Source organism: Weizmannia sp. WK01, from assembly GCF_025905465.1.
In the GTDB taxonomy this organism is placed as follows: domain Bacteria; phylum Bacillota; class Bacilli; order Bacillales; family Bacillaceae_C; genus Weizmannia; species Weizmannia faecalis.
Genome location: NZ_CP109616.1, coordinates 915602 through 933284, shown reverse-complemented (window position 1 = coordinate 933284; position 17683 = coordinate 915602). Strand labels below are relative to the sequence as shown.

At 45.2% G+C, this 17683-nt stretch carries 11 protein-coding genes, 2 tRNA genes and 1 pseudogene; 5 read left to right on the top strand and 9 right to left on the bottom strand.

What is annotated here, in order from left to right:
• Positions 1–2: 2 nt before the first annotated feature.
• The 5 genes and pseudogenes from galE to OF158_RS04185 all read right to left on the bottom strand — a co-directional run bounded on the left by galE (position 3) and on the right by OF158_RS04185 (position 4520).
• The gene (galE, locus tag OF158_RS04205; RefSeq protein ID WP_035182272.1) at positions 3–998 is read right to left on the bottom strand and encodes a UDP-glucose 4-epimerase GalE; all 996 of its coding nucleotides are present in this window, start codon (positions 996–998) and stop codon (positions 3–5) included.
• Positions 995–2176, bottom strand: coding sequence for a galactokinase (locus tag OF158_RS04200; RefSeq protein ID WP_026684379.1), 1182 nt, complete (start codon positions 2174–2176; stop codon positions 995–997). The genes galE and OF158_RS04200 overlap by 4 nt, the downstream gene beginning before the upstream one ends.
• A 422-nt stretch (positions 2177–2598) precedes the next feature.
• Entirely contained in the window at positions 2599–2817 is a 219-nt protein-coding gene (locus OF158_RS04195) for a hypothetical protein (protein ID WP_035182274.1), read from the bottom strand.
• A 378-nt stretch (positions 2818–3195) separates the two neighbouring features.
• Positions 3196–3342, bottom strand: a pseudogene (locus tag OF158_RS04190) (acyl-CoA dehydrogenase); the annotation flags it as partial.
• A 41-nt stretch (positions 3343–3383) separates the two neighbouring features.
• On the bottom strand, positions 3384–4520 hold the full coding sequence (locus OF158_RS04185; RefSeq protein ID WP_035182276.1) for an acyl-CoA dehydrogenase family protein: 1137 nt from the start codon (positions 4518–4520) through the stop codon (positions 3384–3386).
• A 140-nt stretch (positions 4521–4660) separates the two neighbouring features.
• Between OF158_RS04185 and OF158_RS04180 the strand changes: the two genes are divergently transcribed.
• Both OF158_RS04180 and OF158_RS04175 read left to right on the top strand, forming a co-directional pair.
• A tRNA-Thr gene (locus tag OF158_RS04180) sits at positions 4661–4733 on the top strand.
• 18 nt (positions 4734–4751) lie between these two features.
• A tRNA-Ser gene (locus OF158_RS04175) sits at positions 4752–4842 on the top strand.
• A gap of 48 nt (positions 4843–4890) precedes the next feature.
• On the opposite strand, the gene OF158_RS04170 is transcribed toward OF158_RS04175, so the two are convergent.
• Entirely contained in the window at positions 4891–5676 is a 786-nt protein-coding gene (locus OF158_RS04170) for a 5'-nucleotidase, lipoprotein e(P4) family (RefSeq protein ID WP_035182278.1), read from the bottom strand.
• A gap of 851 nt (positions 5677–6527) precedes the next feature.
• Positions 6528–9380 (bottom strand): MMPL family transporter, encoded by a 2853-nt coding sequence (locus tag OF158_RS04165; RefSeq protein WP_035182280.1) that lies wholly within the window; start codon positions 9378–9380, stop codon positions 6528–6530.
• Between the two features lie 487 nt (positions 9381–9867).
• On the opposite strand from OF158_RS04165, the gene OF158_RS04160 reads away from it, so the two are divergent.
• On the top strand, positions 9868–10509 hold the full coding sequence (locus tag OF158_RS04160; protein WP_035182281.1) for a TetR/AcrR family transcriptional regulator: 642 nt from the start codon (positions 9868–9870) through the stop codon (positions 10507–10509).
• A gap of 31 nt (positions 10510–10540) precedes the next feature.
• A complete protein-coding gene (locus OF158_RS04155; protein ID WP_035182283.1) occupies positions 10541–12052 on the top strand; it encodes an MDR family MFS transporter in 1512 nt (503 codons plus the stop codon).
• A 53-nt stretch (positions 12053–12105) separates the two neighbouring features.
• On the opposite strand, the gene gabP is transcribed toward OF158_RS04155, so the two are convergent.
• Both gabP and OF158_RS04145 read right to left on the bottom strand, forming a co-directional pair.
• The gene (gabP, locus tag OF158_RS04150; protein ID WP_035182284.1) at positions 12106–13497 is read right to left on the bottom strand and encodes a GABA permease; all 1392 of its coding nucleotides are present in this window, start codon (positions 13495–13497) and stop codon (positions 12106–12108) included.
• A gap of 44 nt (positions 13498–13541) precedes the next feature.
• Complete coding sequence (locus OF158_RS04145) at positions 13542–14879, bottom strand: aspartate aminotransferase family protein (RefSeq protein ID WP_026684374.1); 1338 nt, start codon at positions 14877–14879, stop codon at positions 13542–13544.
• Between the two features lie 1093 nt (positions 14880–15972).
• Between OF158_RS04145 and OF158_RS04140 the strand changes: the two genes are divergently transcribed.
• A complete protein-coding gene (locus OF158_RS04140; protein ID WP_017550355.1) occupies positions 15973–17286 on the top strand; it encodes an IS1380-like element ISBco1 family transposase in 1314 nt (437 codons plus the stop codon).
• Positions 17287–17683 lie beyond the last annotated feature (397 nt).

The following is a 17683-nucleotide window of genomic DNA, read 5'->3' as shown; positions in this document are numbered from 1 at the left end:
TTTCACCTTCTGTCGTCGTAACCGTTTGGATGGCTTTCATGCCAGTTCCATGCATCTTTGATAATCTGGCGGATATCCGTTTTTTGCGGATTCCAGCCGAGCACACGTTTAGCCTTTTCGGATGAAGCGATGAGCGTGCTCGGATCCCCGGCGCGGCGGTCGCCGATTTTGACGTTAAAGCCTTTGCCGGTCACTTCCCGGACGGTATCCACAATTTCTTTGACAGAAAATCCGTTGCTTGATCCGAGGTTGAACACATCGCTTGCACCGCCGTTTTGCAAATATTGAAGCGCGAGAATGTGGGCATCAATCAAGTCTTCCACATGAATGTAATCGCGGACGCATGTCCCATCTTTTGTATCATAGTCTTCGCCGAAAATGGTGATTGCCTCGCGTTTTCCGAGCACCGTTTCCAATACAACCGGGATGAGATGCGTTTCCGGATGGTGGTCTTCGCCGATTTCGCCGGTTGATCTTGCGCCGGCTACGTTAAAATAGCGAAGTGCAACGTATTTGATGCCGTACGCTTTTTCACACCATTTCATCATTTTTTCCATCGTCAGTTTTGTCTCGCCGTAAGTGTTGGTCGGAACGGTCGGCATTGTCTCTGTAATCGGCACGCGTTCCGGTTCCCCGTATGTTGCGGCAGTCGAAGAAAACACAATATGCGGTACATGGAATTCTTTCATCATTTCAAGCACAATTTGCGTACCGTATACGTTGTTGTCGAAATATTTCAGCGGCTGTTCCATCGATTCGCCGACAAGCGAGTTGGCTGCAAAATGAATGATCGCGTCAATTTTTTCTTTCCCGAAAACTTCCTGCATAAAGGCACGGTCGCGAATATCGCCTTCGTAAAATTTTGCCTTTGGATGGATTGCGGCGCGGTGGCCGGTTTGCAGATTGTCAATCACCACCACGTCATATTTTTGGTCGATCAGTTGATATACGGCATGCGAGCCGATATAACCGGCTCCACCTAATACTAAAATGCTCATACAAGTTCCTCCATTGTCATTTCTTTTGCTCCATCACCGATGCTTGCGGTGTAGAAGTCCGCCCGGTAGCCGATTTCTTTTTCATAGACGTCCCCGACATTTTTGATGAACGCATCGACTTTGTCATTTTCAACAATTGCGATTGCGCACCCGCCGAATCCCGCGCCCGTCATTCTCGCCCCGAGCACGCCCTCCTGCTTCCAGGCGGTTTCGGCCAGCGTATCGAGTTCTTTGCCGGTCACTTCATAATCATCCCGCAGCGAACGGTGGGAGGCATTGATCAGTTCTCCGAAAGCGGGCAGGTCGCCACGTTTTAATGCGTCAAGTGCTTTTAGCGTGCGCACATTTTCGTAAACCGCATGTTTTGCCCGTTTCCTCACAATCTCATTGTCTATGATTTCCTTGTTTTTTTCAAATGCTTCTTCTGTCAAATCGCCGAGCGTTTCGATATCGAGTTTCTTTTGCAGCTGTTTCAGTGCCGATTCACATTCCGCACGTCGTTCATTATATTTAGAGTCCGCAAGTTCACGGCGTTTATTCGTGTTCATAATCAAAATTTTATGGTGATCCAGCTTGATCGGGGCATATTCGTACGCAAGCGTGGCACAGTCGAGCAAAATGCCCGCGTCTTTTTTGCCCATCCCGACCGCGAACTGATCCATGATCCCGCTGTTTACGCCGATAAATTGGTTTTCCGTTTTTTGCCCGAGCTTGACAAGATCGAGCCGTTCCACTTTCAGGTTGAACAATTTTTCAAGCATCACGCCGGTTAATAGTTCAATGGAGGCGGAAGAAGACAGGCCGGCCCCATTCGGAATATTGCCGTACACGAGGCAGTCAAAACCCTGTTCTATTTCATGCCCCGCTTCCTTCAAATATTTCAGCATGCCTTTCGGGTAATTGGCCCAGTCATGTGCTTTGTTGTATGCCAGATCGTCAAGCGTAAATTCGATGACGCCTTTTTCTTTAAAATTCAAAGATACAAAGCGAATGTTGCGGTCATCGCGTTTTTTGGCCAAAGCATACGTCCCCATGGTAATCGCGCACGGAAACACATGGCCGCCGTTATAGTCGGTATGCTCCCCGATCAGATTAATCCGGCCCGGCGCAAAAAACGCGCGCTCCGCCGCCGTCCCGAAATACTCCTTAAAAGCCTGAGACAAATTTGGGTTGCTCATGGTCGTTCCCCCCTAAGTGTAATAGAATAGAATAAAAAGATTGCAAACGTTTTCTTCAATTCCATCTTACACGCAGAAGTAAAAAAAGGCAACATTTTTACTAAAATTTTTACTGGTAATATTCCATTTCTAAATAGGGCTTGCTGAACGAATCCGATTCTGAGTTTGTACCAAATTTTTCTGCAAACTCCGTCACAAAATATATGCGAAAATGCATGATTTTGTCTTCTCAATACGTTGAATCGGCTTTCGCGTGCAACTTTTCCTGGATTTGTTGTAAAACCCTTGCATTTAAATTGTTGCCAAAGCTGTCAGCATCCTTGCCAAATCTAGGAATTTTGCTTATTCAGCAAGCCATAAATAATAGAGCCTCAGTACAATCATTTACCATTCCAATACGATCCACTGCTGTAATAACTGATTTAAGATTTTTTCTCTTCTTTTTTTAAATCATCTTTTAAATACTCCATATCTTTTTTGTACCTTTGGATTGTTTCTTCTATTGCGTCTTTTACTACTCGGGGATATCCCTTTTCATCTTCTAGTTTTTGTTCCTTCTTTAGCTCATCTATATCTTTAGTAAGCAAAGATATAGCCTTCTTCTTCTCATCTTTACTCATGAATTCATAGATTTTCCTCATAAAAAATACCTCGACAATAAATTATTTCTAAATTTTTATTTTTTATTATAATACGTTTTGATAAGGAGGAGGCTTCTGTTATACGCAGCTTGCAGATGTCGAGCAAGAAACAAACGGCCTGCTGTCTTACACCCGCAAGCCGAAAACCGCCCCGGAAAATATCAGGAAAATCCTTGAAAAATGGCAGGATGAAATCGTACGGGCTCATCCGGCACATCATCGAACGTAAGCAAACCATGGAGCGGCAACAGTGCATTTATCAGCAGTTGCCGCTTTTTTAGCAGTAGCGACAAAGCGGACCGAAAAAAGCGGCGGCGCTCTGCTGCTTTGCGCCCCCCCTTTTTCCCGGCTGCTTAGACCATCGGGTGCTTTTTGATTTTACACGCGTGCGCCGAGCTGCATAAGGACGGTATCATCCATCGGCGGATTGTGTAATCCCGCATGCACATCACGGTAATAGCACTGCAGCGGGCTTTTTTGAAAAAGGCTGCGGGCGCCGACTATCCTCATGGCCAGATCCACAATTCTGTTTTCCCGCTTTTTAGACCATCGGATGCTTTTTGATTTTACACACGCGCGCCGAGCTGCATAAGGACGGCATCATCCATCGGCGGGTTGTGGAGCCCGGCGCGGACATCGCGGTAATAGCGCTGCAGCGGACTTTTTTCGGACAGGCTTCTGGCACCTACGATTCGCATCGCTAAATCAACTGCTTCTATCGCATGATTCGTAACCGCCATTTTCGCTGCCCCAAGTTCCGGGCCCATCTCTTTTCTTTGTTCTGCTCCGGCTTCATCCCACATTTTCGCAACCGAATACAGAAAATGCCGCGCCTGCATCAATTTCAGCTCGATTTCACCGAATTTCTGGCGGATAGCCGGCAGTTCCGCAAGCGGATGGTTCAGGCTGTTCGGCGTATACGATTTAGCAAAGCGGGCCGCTTCCCGTTTCGCTGCCTCGGCAATGCCTAAATAACAGGCAGGGATATGGAGCAGATAACCGGCCGGCTCTTTCTTTTTCGTCTGGATCTCCGCCAGGTTCGCAAGCGGGACTTTGACGTTTTCCAGCACAACATCATGGCTGCCGGTTGCCCTTAAAGCAATGCTGTCCCATGTTTCGACGACGGAAAGGCCAGCCGTCTCCCGCGGAACGACAAAACTGCCAACCGCTTCTTTTTTCGGAATCGTTGCGGTAATGATAAAAAAGTCGAGCACCGGAGACATGGTGGCAAATGTTTTTCTCCCGTTTAACACCCATTCGCCGTTCTTTTCCGTTGCCGTTGTTTCCGGCATGCCACCGCGCGTCGGGCTGCCCGTTTGCGCTTCGGTTGCGCAAGTGTTGATGAGGGCGGCCTTCCCTGCTGCCGCACGGCAAATGCGTTCAAACAATTGCCCGTTCCATGTTCTTGTTTCGGACAAATGCATTAAAATCCCCATATGCCACCCGATGGAAAGGGCAGTCGACCCGTCCGCAACCGCGATGGCCTCTTGCAGGCGGACAAGCTCATACAGCGAAATGCCGCCCCCACCGTAGTTTTGCGGCACAGTCAGCTTTGTATAGCCTGTTTCTTTTAAATCTTGAATATTTTCAAAAGCAAACCGTCCTTCCAAGTCATTGGCAGCCGCCCTTTCGGAAAACGGGCCGGCAAGCGTTTGAATTAGGTCCAGTTTTTCCTCCAGCGTTGAGGCTTTTAAAAAATCCATATCCTTTCCTCCCCCGGAAACATCTTTTCTCTTATTTTACCGGAAACATGCCGGAAAAACATTACAACACTTTTTTTAAATTTCCTCTTGCAATCCGGATTTTATTATAATATAATTTACATTGTCCTGATTGATTCCATGCTGGTGTAGCACAGTTGGTAGTGCACTTCACTCGTAATGAAGGGGTCGGAGGTTCGAGTCCTCTCACCAGCATCTTTCTTTTTTCCATATGGAGAAGTACCCAAGCGGCTGAAGGGGACGCACTCGAAATGCGTTAGGGCGGGTGACCGTCGCGTGGGTTCAAATCCCACCTTCTCCGCCATACATAGTGCATATAAAAATTCCGGAGAACTCCGGAATTTTTTTGCGTTTATGAACCACATGGCAATTCATGCTCCCAATCCCCGTAAACCGGATTCGGGAATACGATAAATTTGCGGCCAAATGCATGGCGGAAACGGTCTGCTTCCAGGCTGCGCGCCTTGTTTCCTTTTCCGTCAAATGTCTTAAAAAAGTCACCCAGATTATCACCGAACAAGGCAATGATTTCATAATTCTTTTCAACGGTTTGTCGGCGTGCTTCTTTGCTGCTTGTTCCTATTTGCAACAGCACATGGGAACGGACGGCCTGCGGGATCCCTTCTTTTTTCAAGTTGCGAAGGGTGGCATCCATATATTTTTCGTCCCGGTTTGAAATGTAATAAATATCGATTCCTTTTTTGTCGGCATATTTTAAAAAGGAAAGCGCCCCCGGGAGCGGTTTTGCTTTTGCTTTTTTCACCCATGCTCCCCAGCCGCTGCCAAACGAAATGCCTTTTTCTACCATATAAGATAAGTACGGCCCGTTATCCAGCACCGTTTCATCGAGATCCAGCACGATGGCCCGCTTCTTTTTTACCTTGGTTTTCAGGCTCTCCTCAATACGCTGTTTTCCGATATTGTATCCTTGATAATAGAGCGCTTTTGCTTCCCCGGATGTCCGGTACCAGGCAACCCCCATTTTGGTCTGTTCCGCTTTTTGCTTTGCCGTGCAGCCAGAATGCGCAACCGTATTGATTGCTGCAGCTTCCCGGCTTTGTTTGCCATCTTTTGCGGAGCACCCCGCATTGCCGAGCACGAGCGCACAGACAATCAGCAAACCCGCAAAATAGTTCATGCTTGCCCCTTCTTTCTAAAATGCTTTTACGTTTAGTATAGAGGAACCCCGGAAATTGATACATGCTAAAATGGCATCTTTCACGGGGTTAGGCACTTCGAAGCGGTCTATCCTGATTTGCGACGGGATTTTCATTCTTCCGCTGGCATGTATTTTTTGTGATATGGGCGTTTACGTACATTGTTTGTCGGAATTTCGCCCGCTTCCTTAACGTAGACCCCTTCTACGTTAAGGTACACCAGATTTTTCGCTCGCTTCCTTCACTTAGACGCATCCTACGTTAAGAAACAACGCGTTTTTTCCGCGCTTCCTTCACTCAGACCCGTTCTACGTTAAGGAACAACGGAATTTTCGCCCGCTTCCTTAACGTAGACCCGTTCTACGTTAAGAAACACGGCGTTTTTTCCGCGCTTCCTTCACTTAGACCCGTTCTACGTTAAGGAACAACGTCTTTTGCGCCCGCTTCCTTAACATAGACGCACTCTATGTTAAGGAACACTGCGTTTTTTGCTCGCTTCCTTAACGTAGGCGCGCTCTACGTTAAGGAACAACGGAATTTTCGCCCGCTTCCTTCACATAGGCGCGTCCTACGTTAAGAAACAATAATTTTTTCCCGCGCTTCCTTCACTTAGACCCGTTCTACGTTAAGAAACACCAGTTTTTGCGCCCGCTCCTTCACCTATACTCGTTTTATGCTCACTTTTCAAAAAAATAGTTGGCCTGTTTGCTCACTTACCATCTCTTTACCGTACTTTAGCTAAAAGGTTACCTGCTTCCTCCGCCTCGATCTAAAACCGTGCCAGCAAAAAAAGCAGCCCTTTCCCAATTTGGATAAGCGGCTGCTTTTTTCATTATCGCTTGGATGATTCTTTCTCCAGCTCCAAGTTTTCTTTCTTTTTGTCCGAAAATATTTTTTCCAAGGCTTCCGGCAAGGCGATCATGCCTGGCAGAAAGAATGGCAATAGGATAAAGCAAAGCACGACAAGGCCGGTAATGACGGCGATTGCCAATTCAGCCAGCAGCAGCATTCCTGAAGGCATCAGCGTGGCAAATGTGCCGCCTAAAATAACGACCGCGGAAATAATGACACCGCCTGTATGTCTCGAAGCGAGTATAATCGCTTCCCTCGGGTCAAGCTGCGGGTATTCCTTATAGCGCATCATCAGGAAAATGCTGTAATCTACACCAAGCGAGACGATGATGATAAAGGAAAAGAACGGCACAAACGAAGAAATGCCTTCATAGCCCAGCATGCCAAGAAAAATAGAGTTGATGACAAACATGGCTGTATAATAGGCACCGACAAGGGATGCCGTAATGAAAACCGGCGGCCAGAAAGACCGTATAACCAACAGAAGCACAAGCAGCACGCTGATGGTCACGATCACGGTTGATTTGGCAAGGTCCCTTGACAGAATATGGTTCATGTCGTTGGTCGTTGCACTCGTTCCGGCTGTCCCGCTGTCGGCTTTTGAAAGCACAGTTCCTTTCAGCCCGGTGACAACCGTTTTATTGATCTTATCAATGGTATCCAATGATTGATTTGAATAAGGATCGTTGCTCAACACGACAGTCAGTTTCGTCACTTTTCTGTCATCCGACATATACGTGTCCATTGCTTTTTTAAAATCTTTGTCGGCGAGCGCTTCTTTCGGAATATGGAATGTTTTTTCCGTTTTCAGCTGTGCCAGATAGTCATTTGTTTTGCCAAGGCCGTCTGAAATTTGCTTTAATCCGCGGTTAACATCCGACAACTTATCGCCGAACTGTTTAAAACCGCTAAGGCCGGAAGCGAGTTGCTGCTGGCCCGATTTCATCTGGCCCAGCCCCTTTGTCACATCGTTCATATTGGTTACTATTTTGCCGATGCCATCAGACGCCTGGCCAATCCCGCTTTCGGTTTTCTTGAGCCCGTCTGCCATTTGCGAAAGCCCGCCAGCCATCTTGGATAGATTGTCGTTCGCTGTCTTGAACCCGGCTGTCGTCTTGTCGTAATTGCTGTTCAGCGTGTTGATCCCTTCCGGCGTGATTTGCTTGAGGGATGATGAGAGCTGGTTTGTCATTTGCTTCAGCGCCAAATAGTTCCGGTCGCTCTGCACACTTGGCGTACTTTGCCCGAGCGCCGTCACGAGCGTCTGCATTTGCGCAATCGCACTTTTTACACCGAGCAGTGCTTGTGCAGCCTGCTGATAATTTTTGCCCATTTCAGCATAGCCGGCCTGCATTTTCCCGTAATTTGCTGACAATGTGCTGACCCCGCTGCTCATTTGGGAAAGATTTTTTTCAATGGTAGCGATGCCGTTTGCCAGTGTTTCCGGCTGGTCGGACCCATTGCCAATGCCGTTTTGAATTTTTTCGAGCCCGGTGGTGAGAGCGGCCATTCCATTTTTAAGTTTGGCGGTTCCATCTACCATGTCGTTCACTTTCGAAAAATCGGCGGATCCGAGTTTCTCCTGGGCTGTCTTTAATCCAGCATTGATTTGGTCAACCCCGTCCTGCGTTTGCGACAAGCCGTCCGTTACCGTAATCATCTGCTTGTCGATGTAAAAGTCCTCCATTTTCTTTCCTTCAGGCCGCGTAACCGAAGAAACTTTCCCGACACCGTCTATTTTTTTCAGCCTTTGTGTAATATTGTCAATGACAGCCATGGATGCGTTATTATCCATTGCTTTTCCGTTCTCAATCACAACCTCCGCAGGCATGGACTGCCCTTTCCCGAAATGTTCAGCAACAAGGTTGATCGCTTTGGAAGAAGGATATTTATTGCCAAGTTCTCCAACCGTATCAAAATTCAGCTTCTCCTGGTGGAAGATCAATGCCGGGGCAATGATCAAAAGAATGAGTGTGACTGTAATAATCGGATGTTTTACGGCGATGAAAGAAGCTTTTCCCCAGTACCGGTTCGGCTTATGCCCGCTTGCATTTTTCGACGGCCAGAACAGCTTTGTACCAAGGACTTTCATGATGAAAGGAGTTAGGGTTAAAATTTCAAGCAAAAGGATCGTTACCCCGATCACCACAACGACACCTGACCGATATATCGGCGATTCGGAAAATATAAGCGCCAGAAATGCGATAAAAACGGTCACAATACTATAGGCGATCGTTTTTCCCGCCGTCCGGTATGTGCGGACAATCGCTTCATCAATCGGGTTCCCGTGGGACAACTCTTCCCTGAACCGGTTAAAAAGCAGGATATTATAATCGGTTCCAATTCCAAATAAAATCAGCACAAGCAGCATCTGCGTCAAGCTTGTCACCGGAAATCCGGCTTTGTCGATAAGCTGGGCGGCAATCCCCATTGAACACAAATAGGAAAAAGCGACAGCCGCCAACGAGACGAGCGGGGTCACAACGGAGCGGAACACAATCACCAGCACAACGAGAATAAAAATGACCGTTAATGCTGCGCTCCGCTCCACACCGGCTTGGGAGGCCTTCAAATAGTCATTGTTAATAAAATCTTCCCCGCTCAAATAATAATCGACAGGCGAATGTTTCAGCCTGGCATCAAACTGTTTTTGGATGTCATCGATTTCTCTCCCTTTTTTATCCAGCTTGAAGCTGACCATAAGCGTGGTGCCGTCTTTTGATAAAAGGGAACTTTTGGCTTCCGGCGTATGGATCGGGTCAATCACATTGGAAATGCCGAGTTCGGATTTGCTTTCTCTAATTTTGTCTAAACAATCACCGATTTTTTCCATTTCGGCCTTTGAAATTTTATTTTTAATGAAGGAAAAATTCTGATGAGCGCCAAACCATTCATTGTATGATAGCTTACAGCAGGCAATATTTCGTTATACTTCAGGACGATTATTTTTGCAGGCAACAGAATAGCCTTTTTCCGTTCACTTTATATAGTAAAAACTGGGACGGGCACCAGCCTGTGTTTCCATAATTGGACCTGCGACGATTTCCCCGCAGATTCGCGACCGGTAAGACCGGATTTAAAACTTCCCCAGCCTGTTTTGTGTTTTCAGATACGGTTGTCCTTATTTTGTCCCGGCAAGCTGCGGCGAAGAGACCGGTGCACTTTATTAAGAAATGTTTCCAGTGACACGGTGTCATTTTTTCATTGACATCTTAACACGGTGTCATATATAATCTTCTTATTGTTTCTTTTATGACACGGTGTCATTTTCAGGACAGATGCCCGTGCCGCAATTTTTCAAGATAGGAGAATATGCTGCCATGCCGAAGCCAACTTTTTTCCGGTTGCCGAAAGAAAAACAGGATACTTTGATTCAAGCTGCAAAAAAGGAATTTTCAAGAGCGCCGCTGCACGAATCCTCTGTCGCAAACATTGTAAAGGAGGCTTGCATTCCAAGAGGCAGCTTTTACCAATACTTTGAAGACAAGGAGGATTTGTTTTATTATTTGCTGCGTTTGCTCTCACGAAAAAGCAAAGAACAGTTTATTTCCACTCTCCAAAAAAAGGGCGGGGATTTATTTGCGGCTTTTACCGAGGTCTTTCAATTTGCCATTCAAGACATCCGAAACCAGGAAAATGCCAATTTTTTCAAAAATGCTTTTTCCAATATGAATTATAAAACCGAAAATACTTTGGCAGAAAATTTTTTTGAAGAGGATCTGAAAAAGCAGGATTTGGCTTTGCTCCGGTCCGTCAACACAAAAAAATTGAACATCAATAATGAACGGGAACTGCAGGATATGATCACGATTTTGGAGGCCGTCACCTTTCATAATCTTGTGCAAGCATTCGCAAGGGAATTAACGGCCGAAGAAGCACTCGATCATTATCTTGCCCAAATGGAACTGCTCAAAAAAGGATTGTACAGGGAACCTTCTCCGGCAATTTCAGGCAAGAAATAAAAACAATTTACAAAAAGGGGAAAAAGAGTATATGAATCCAGCAACACATCATAAAAGGCCGCCCTATCTCATGATCGGGGTTCTTTTTATCGGCGCCTTTGTTTCATTTCTTAATAACTCGCTGCTCAATGTAGCGCTGCCTTCCATCATGGCAGATTTACACATCAAAGATTATTCCACCATTCAGTGGCTCGCAACAGGTTATATGCTGGTCAGCGGCGTGCTGGTTCCTGCATCCGCCTTCCTGCTGACCCGCTTTACAAACCGGCAGTTGTTTATTACGGCCATGTTAATCTTCACGTTAGGGACTGCTCTGGCAGCATTTGCCCCGAACTTCGGGCTGCTGCTGACAGGAAGGATGATCCAGGCTGCAGGATCTTCTGTCATGGGGCCATTGCTCATGAATATTATGCTGGTTAGTTTCCCGATTGAAAAACGTGGAACAGCCATGGGGGTCTTTGGCCTTGTCATGATTACAGCCCCGGCAATCGGCCCGACGTTATCCGGCTACATTGTCGAATACTTTGACTGGCGCTTTCTGTTTGAAATGATTTTGCCACTAGCCGTCATCAGTCTCGTTCTGGGGATCTGGAAAGCGGAAAACGTCATGGAGCAAAATAAAAAAGCAACGCTTGATTATCTTTCGGTAGTCTTGTCTTCCATCGGGTTTGGCGGTTTACTTTACGGATTCAGTTCTGCAAGTTCGGACGGCTGGACAGATCCAGTGGTTTTAACGGCACTGATTGCCGGCAGTTTGGCTTTAATCGCCTTCGTTATTCGGCAGTTTATGATGGATGAACCTTTATTGGATTTGCGCGTGTATAAATATCCGATGTTTGCCCTTGCCTCTGTCATTGCCATTGTAAATGCGGCAGCCATGTTTTCCGGCATGATTTTAACACCTGCCTATGTGCAAAACGTACGGGGCATCTCTCCGCTTGACTCCGGCTTAATGATGCTGCCGGGCGCAATTGTCATGGGGATTATGTCGCCGATCACCGGAAAGCTGTTTGATCAATTCGGCCCCCGCGTGCTGGCTGTCACGGGGCTTTCCATCACAGCTGTTTCCACCTATATGTTGGCGAATTTGCAAATTGACTCGAGCTACACCTATATTATTCTGGTTTACACGCTCCGGATGTTCGGGATGTCGATGGTGATGATGCCGATTATGACGAACGGCTTGAATCAATTGCCTTCCCGGCTGAACCCGCACGGAACGGCGGTTAATAATACAGCACAGCAAGTTTCCGGGTCAATCGGAACAGCCGTTTTTGTCACGATCATGAATGCTGTCACAAAATCGAAAGCGGAAGACCTGATGTCCGGGATCAATCCGCTTCACTTTACAGCAGCTGATAAAGCCGCCTTAGGACAAAAAGCGTTGCTGGCCGGCATCCAATATTCCTTCTACGTCGCGCTCGCGATTAATATTGTCGTATTGATCATGTCCCTTTTTGTGAAACGGGCAGATACATTTAAACCAGGCGCCAAAAAGGAAAACAGAAAGAAAACCATGCAAACAAAACCGGCTTCAGATTAACAGCTGGAAAATGGGCACCGCCTTTTTAAAAGAGACGGTGCTTTTTGCTGTGCTTAAGATTTTATACTTGAATCCTCACTATCCAGTGGCAGCACATTTGTTTTTTTAGGATGCAAAAGGAAATACGAGCCGACCACGAGAACGGCAATAAGCAAAGTCAACAATACTTGCGTGCGCAATGAGTCGATAAAGATCATCGCGACTAAAACCGCAACAATGCCCAAAATGGTGACATAAGTTAAATACGGATACAGCCACATTTTCACCTTCAAGGCATCCGGATTCGTTTTTTCCACCGTCCGGCGCATGCGCAAATGGGAAAAGGCAATGACAAGGTAAACCAATAAAGCGATCCCGCCTGAACTGTTTACTAAAAACAAGAATACTTTATCCGGGGAAATATAATTAAAAATAACCCCGACATAAGCGAAAACCGTCCCGCACAAAACGGCATAAACCGGTACCCCGTTTTTATTTAACTTCAGAAAAATTTTCGGGGCATCGCCGGCTTTTGCCATCCCGTACAGCATCCGTGAATTTGTATATAAACCAGAATTCAAACAGGAAAGTACGGCGGTCAGCACAATGAAATTCATAATCTGAGCCGCTGCCGGAATGCCGACATGTTCAAGAACGGCGACGAACGGGCTTTTTAAAATATTCGCCGAGTTCCACGGAAGCAAGGTGGCTACAATCGCAATCGAACCGACATAAAAGATCAGAATCCGCCAAATGACACTGTTGGTAGCCGTTCTGACTGCCCTTTCCGGTTCGGAGGATTCCCCCGCCGCCACCGCCACAATTTCGGTCCCCATAAAAGAAAAGATGACAACCGTAATGCCCAATAAGACGCTGCCAAAGCCATTCGGCATAAAACCGCCATTCCCTGTTAAGTTGGAAAGTCCTGGGGATTGGACACCCGGAACGATGCCGAAAATAACGGAGAGGCCGAGCAGCAGGAATAAAACAATGGTGGCCACTTTAATGATTGAAAACCAATATTCGAATTCACCGTACGATTTAACGGAATATACATTTGTGAGCGTTAATAAAACGGTTAATATTAAACTTAAAAGCCACGATGGCATTTCCGGGAACCAGTATTGAATATTCGCTGCCCCCGCAGTTGCTTCAATCGCAATGACAATGACCCAAAAGAACCAGTACAGCCAGCCAATCGTGTATCCTGCCCAAGGGCCAATGGCTTCACGCGCATAGGTGGAAAACGAACCGCTTGTCGGGTTCACCGATGCCATTTCCCCCAGCATTCTCATAACAAAAATGACAAGTAAACCTGCCAAAGCATACGAAATGACTGCACCCGGGCCGGCCGAATGGATGACGGCGCCGCTTCCCATGAACAAGCCGGCGCCAATGACTCCTCCGATCGAAATCATCGTAATATGGCGAATTTTCAAGTCCTTCTTTAGTTGCTGATTCTCCAAACCCTCTCTCTCCTTTGCAGCACATTTTCTAACAAGAAACGTTTTTACAATTGGAAGATGCTTTCTTTTAAAACTTGCACGATCGTGCGAAAGTCATCATCGGTTATGCTTAACGGCGGGGAAAGCTGCAATACATTGTTAAATCCAGCAACAGTATCACCGTTCTTGCCGATTAACAGGCCTTTTTCTTTGCAGGTGCTTATCACTTTATTCAGTTTCTCGACTGCAGCCGGTTCCTTTGTTTGTTTATTTTCCACCAGCTCAATGCCAACCAGCAATCCTTTTCCGCGGACATCCCCTACATTTGGATGATCCTTCAGGCTTTTTAGCGCTTCTAGCAGCCGTTCACCCAGTATGCGGGAACGTTCAAACAACGCTTCATTTTCCATTAATTCCAAATTTTTTAAAGCCAGTGCACAGGCTGCAGGATTTCCTCCGAATGTGTTGACGTGGCGGAAACGGTCATAATCTTCACTGCCCGCATACGCCTCGTAAATTTCCCTTTTGACAGCAGTCGCTGATAGCGGGAGATAACCGCTCGTAATCCCTTTTGCCATTGTAATGATGTCCGGCTTCACGCCGTAGTGCATAAAACCAAATGCCTTTCCGGTCCGTCCGAATCCGCAGATGACTTCATCACAAATCAGAAGGGCACCGTGCTTTTCGCAAATCTCTTTCACCTTCGCCATATAACCATCAGGCGGCAGTAAAATCCCTCCGCCAGTAATGATCGGTTCCATAATAACACCGGCAATCGTTTCACTTAGCTCCCACGTCATTACACGGTCGATTTCCTTGGCACTTTCAAGCGTTTCCACGTCATCCGGATGCCGGTACGTGTCAGGAGGTGCAACATGAAGAAATCCCTGTCCAAGCGGTTCATACTTATACTTTCTTTGTGCCTGGCCTGTTGCCGCAAGCGCCCCCATCGTATTGCCGTGATACGCGCGATAACGGGAAATAAACTTGTACCGGTCCAGGTCCCCTCTTTGCCGGTGGTATTGGCGGGCAATTTTAAAAGCCGTCTCATTGGCTTCCGAACCGCTGTTAGAGAAGAAAATGACGTAATCCCCGCCAAGCCATTCGTTTAATTTTTCGGCCAGCTGAATGGCAGGCACGTGGCTTTGGGATAACGGATAGTACGGCATCTCAAGAAGCTGCTTGTATGCCGCTTCCGCCAATTCTTTCCGGCCGTAACCGGTATTCACACACCATAACCCGGCCATCCCGTCCAAATAGCGGTTACCCTCAATGTCCGTTACCCAAGCACCTTCCGCTTTTGTGATAATCAAATTGGGCTGCCCGGGACTTGCGGCTCCCCTCATGGCATGCCATAAATATTTTTCATCTGTTTCCTGTAACGTTTTTGTTTGCAAATGCATTCATCCTCCCATCCCCTTGATTAAGTTACACGCTGTCGTCTTTTTTGCGCGTAAAAACAGTGTGCATCCTTCCCCCCATTTCCCGGCCAAAAGCAGCTCAATGGCAATATTCCGACTGCCTTGCTGCTGGCGGGTATGGGCTTCCGTTCTTTTGACGGTGCCATGTTCGCCCTGGCATGGCATTCATCCTGAAAAATGTACTGGATGACTTTCATTCTTCTCTGCGAAACGGGCGCCTCCCCACTGCCACCCATATCGATTTTTCGCCATCTGCCATGCCATACCCCTGTTCGAAGTCATTTTTGTAAGCGGATTCAGTGAAGGGTTTGACAAATGATTCACCTATTCACATTACATTCCGACAGAGAACCATCCTCCAACCATAAAACTGAAGAAACCAGTAGCCAGAATTTTGGATATAAAAGGGGTCCCCATGCCCGGAAAATCACAACGGTTGGCTAAACAACACTATGCGCATATTATAGAATGAATTTTTTCTCTTTTCAATACCTTTTTTCTGACCACAGGCAGAAAAGGTTTTATTGCAGCCGTGTCTGATCAAGATTGTAACCTATGATCGGGAAGATAACCACATAGAAAAGAGAAAACAGTTAACAGTTCGGAAAAAAATTAATTTTCCTTGGATTTTATGGAGGCGATTTCGAAAGGATGCTATAATAAAATTGCTCAAAGCTTGATCTGGGCATAGCATGAATGATGAATGGAGGTGTACGGCTTGAAAAGCTTCTTTTTATCTAAAACGTTTATTATTACTTATTTGATTGTCTTAGTTGCATTTGCATCACAAATAATGTATCCAGCTATAAATGTTAACTCAACTTTCGCAGACTGAAACAGGTAGGTATACCTTGATATAATTCGGCAGACCCGCAATCCATTGTTGTAGTTGACTTTTGATCAGTTGTTGAATTTTCTTCCTGAATTATTCACAGAAATTCAGAAACTTATTATAACTTATGGATTACCAAGCCTTTTCGGCTTTATTGTAATTCATTAAAAAAATGAAAAAAGAATCCATTTCTGTTAAAGTTAAAGTAACCAAAACAAAAACCAAACAGAAAGGACTCTTTATATGGTTACTTTAACGCAAAAAACACTTGATTTCAATCATAAAATTAAATTGTCAAATGATGGAGGTTCTCTTTCCTCCGATACAGGTGAGTTTCTTTTTAGAGAATTCGATGAAAAAATTGGTTTTTCAAAGACTTTAGTTAAGTACTTGAGACTTAACGATTCAAGGAAATATTATCTTCATTCAAATGAAAACTTGTTACGTCAAAAAGTCTATCAAATCATTGCCGGGTATGCGGAAGATGATGCGGCTGATCAGTTGACTCATGATCCTGTGTTTAAGGAAATCATTGAAACTCCAACACTTGCTTCCCAGCCCAGTTTGTCTCGCTTTTATACACGATTTGATAAAGATTCAATTGAACAATTAAATCTGGCTAACCAAGAAATGCTTGATAAGATTCATTGTTTTCGACAATCGAAAGAGTTATTTATCGACTTGGATTCGACTCATTCGGATACATATGGGGACCAAGAATCTTCGTCATATAATACTCATTATGGCACGATGGGTTTTCATCCATTAGTCGCCTTTGATGGTGCGACTGGTGACTTTTTGAAAGCACAACTCCGTCCCGGAAATGTTTATACATCAAATGGTGTGGTGGAATTTATTCGGCCTCTCATTAAACATTATAACGAAATGTTTCCAGAAACTACCCTGTTTCTTCGTGGAGATAGCGGGTTTGCTGTTCCGGGATTATACGATCTGTGTGAAGAAGAATCTGTTTTGTATATTATTCGGTTGAAATCGAATTCACAACTACAAAGTTTAGCGAAGGAATACCATCCTTCTTCCGCACCTTTAGATGTTTCCAAGACGGAAACCTATTATGAAGAAACGATTTACCAAGCAAAATCATGGTCAAAACCAAGAAGGGTGATTATTCAATCGGTACGTCCTGCAGGTGAGCTGTTCTTTACCCATTCCTTTTTTGTTACTAACTTTGAATTAGCTTTTCCTCAAGATATCGTCCGAGCTTATCAAAAAAGAGGGACGATGGAAAACTATATCAAAGAAGCAAAAAATGGCTTTTACTTTGATCATATGAATAGCCACGCTTTTCTAGTGAACGAAGTAAAAATGATGTTAACACTTCTTGCATATAATTTGACCAATTGGTTACGAACTCTTTGTTTTCCGGAAGGTCAAAAAACTATGCAAATTGATACGATACGTACTCGGTTAATTAAAGCGGCAAGTAAAGTCGTGAAATCAGGCAGATCCCTTTACTTCAAACTATCATCGAGTTTTGTGTATCAAAATTTCTTTTGGGATGTACTGAATCGAATTCAAAAGCTACAATTGGAATGACCAATAGAATACTTCTCATAACTGAAAAAAATAAATTTTTCAGTCAAGGGGCAAGTATGCCCAAAATACCAGAGTTGTTCTATTGAAAATTCAGTTATTTTATGAATTGGCTACGGTTCTTAATTAAATACCGTTATTTTCAACTAATTTAACAAAATTTATCAAATGGGATTTGTAGCTATGAATATTTCAGGATCATATTTATAATAAAAGCATTCATCAAATTAATAGATGTAATCACGAAAAAAACATCTTAAAAAAGCTCCTATATAAATGAACAAAATATCGCAGCTCCGTTGCCTGCTGAATAAAGTAGGCCTCATGCAAATTGCTGCTCATGCTTGATGAAAAACTTAAGTTTATTTTATATAATAGGGGCTTTTTCTTAACACCGTTG

Excerpts from the sequence above, each read along its gene's own strand:
- galE (WP_035182272.1), bottom strand. The coding sequence starts at position 998 with ATGAGCATTTTAGTATTAGGTGGAGCCGGTTATATCGGCTCGCATGCC.
- OF158_RS04200 (WP_026684379.1), bottom strand. The coding sequence starts at position 2,176 with ATGAGCAACCCAAATTTGTCTCAGGCTTTTAAGGAGTATTTCGGGACG.
- OF158_RS04195 (WP_035182274.1), bottom strand. The coding sequence starts at position 2,817 with ATGAGGAAAATCTATGAATTCATGAGTAAAGATGAGAAGAAGAAGGCT.
- OF158_RS04185 (WP_035182276.1), bottom strand. The coding sequence starts at position 4,520 with ATGGATTTTTTAAAAGCCTCAACGCTGGAGGAAAAACTGGACCTAATT.
- OF158_RS04170 (WP_035182278.1), bottom strand. The coding sequence starts at position 5,676 with ATGAACTATTTTGCGGGTTTGCTGATTGTCTGTGCGCTCGTGCTCGGC.
- OF158_RS04165 (WP_035182280.1), bottom strand. The coding sequence starts at position 9,380 with ATGGAAAAAATCGGTGATTGTTTAGACAAAATTAGAGAAAGCAAATCC.
- OF158_RS04160 (WP_035182281.1), top strand. The coding sequence starts at position 9,868 with ATGCCGAAGCCAACTTTTTTCCGGTTGCCGAAAGAAAAACAGGATACT.
- OF158_RS04155 (WP_035182283.1), top strand. The coding sequence starts at position 10,541 with ATGAATCCAGCAACACATCATAAAAGGCCGCCCTATCTCATGATCGGG.
- OF158_RS04145 (WP_026684374.1), bottom strand. The coding sequence starts at position 14,879 with ATGCATTTGCAAACAAAAACGTTACAGGAAACAGATGAAAAATATTTA.
- OF158_RS04140 (WP_017550355.1), top strand. The coding sequence starts at position 15,973 with ATGGTTACTTTAACGCAAAAAACACTTGATTTCAATCATAAAATTAAA.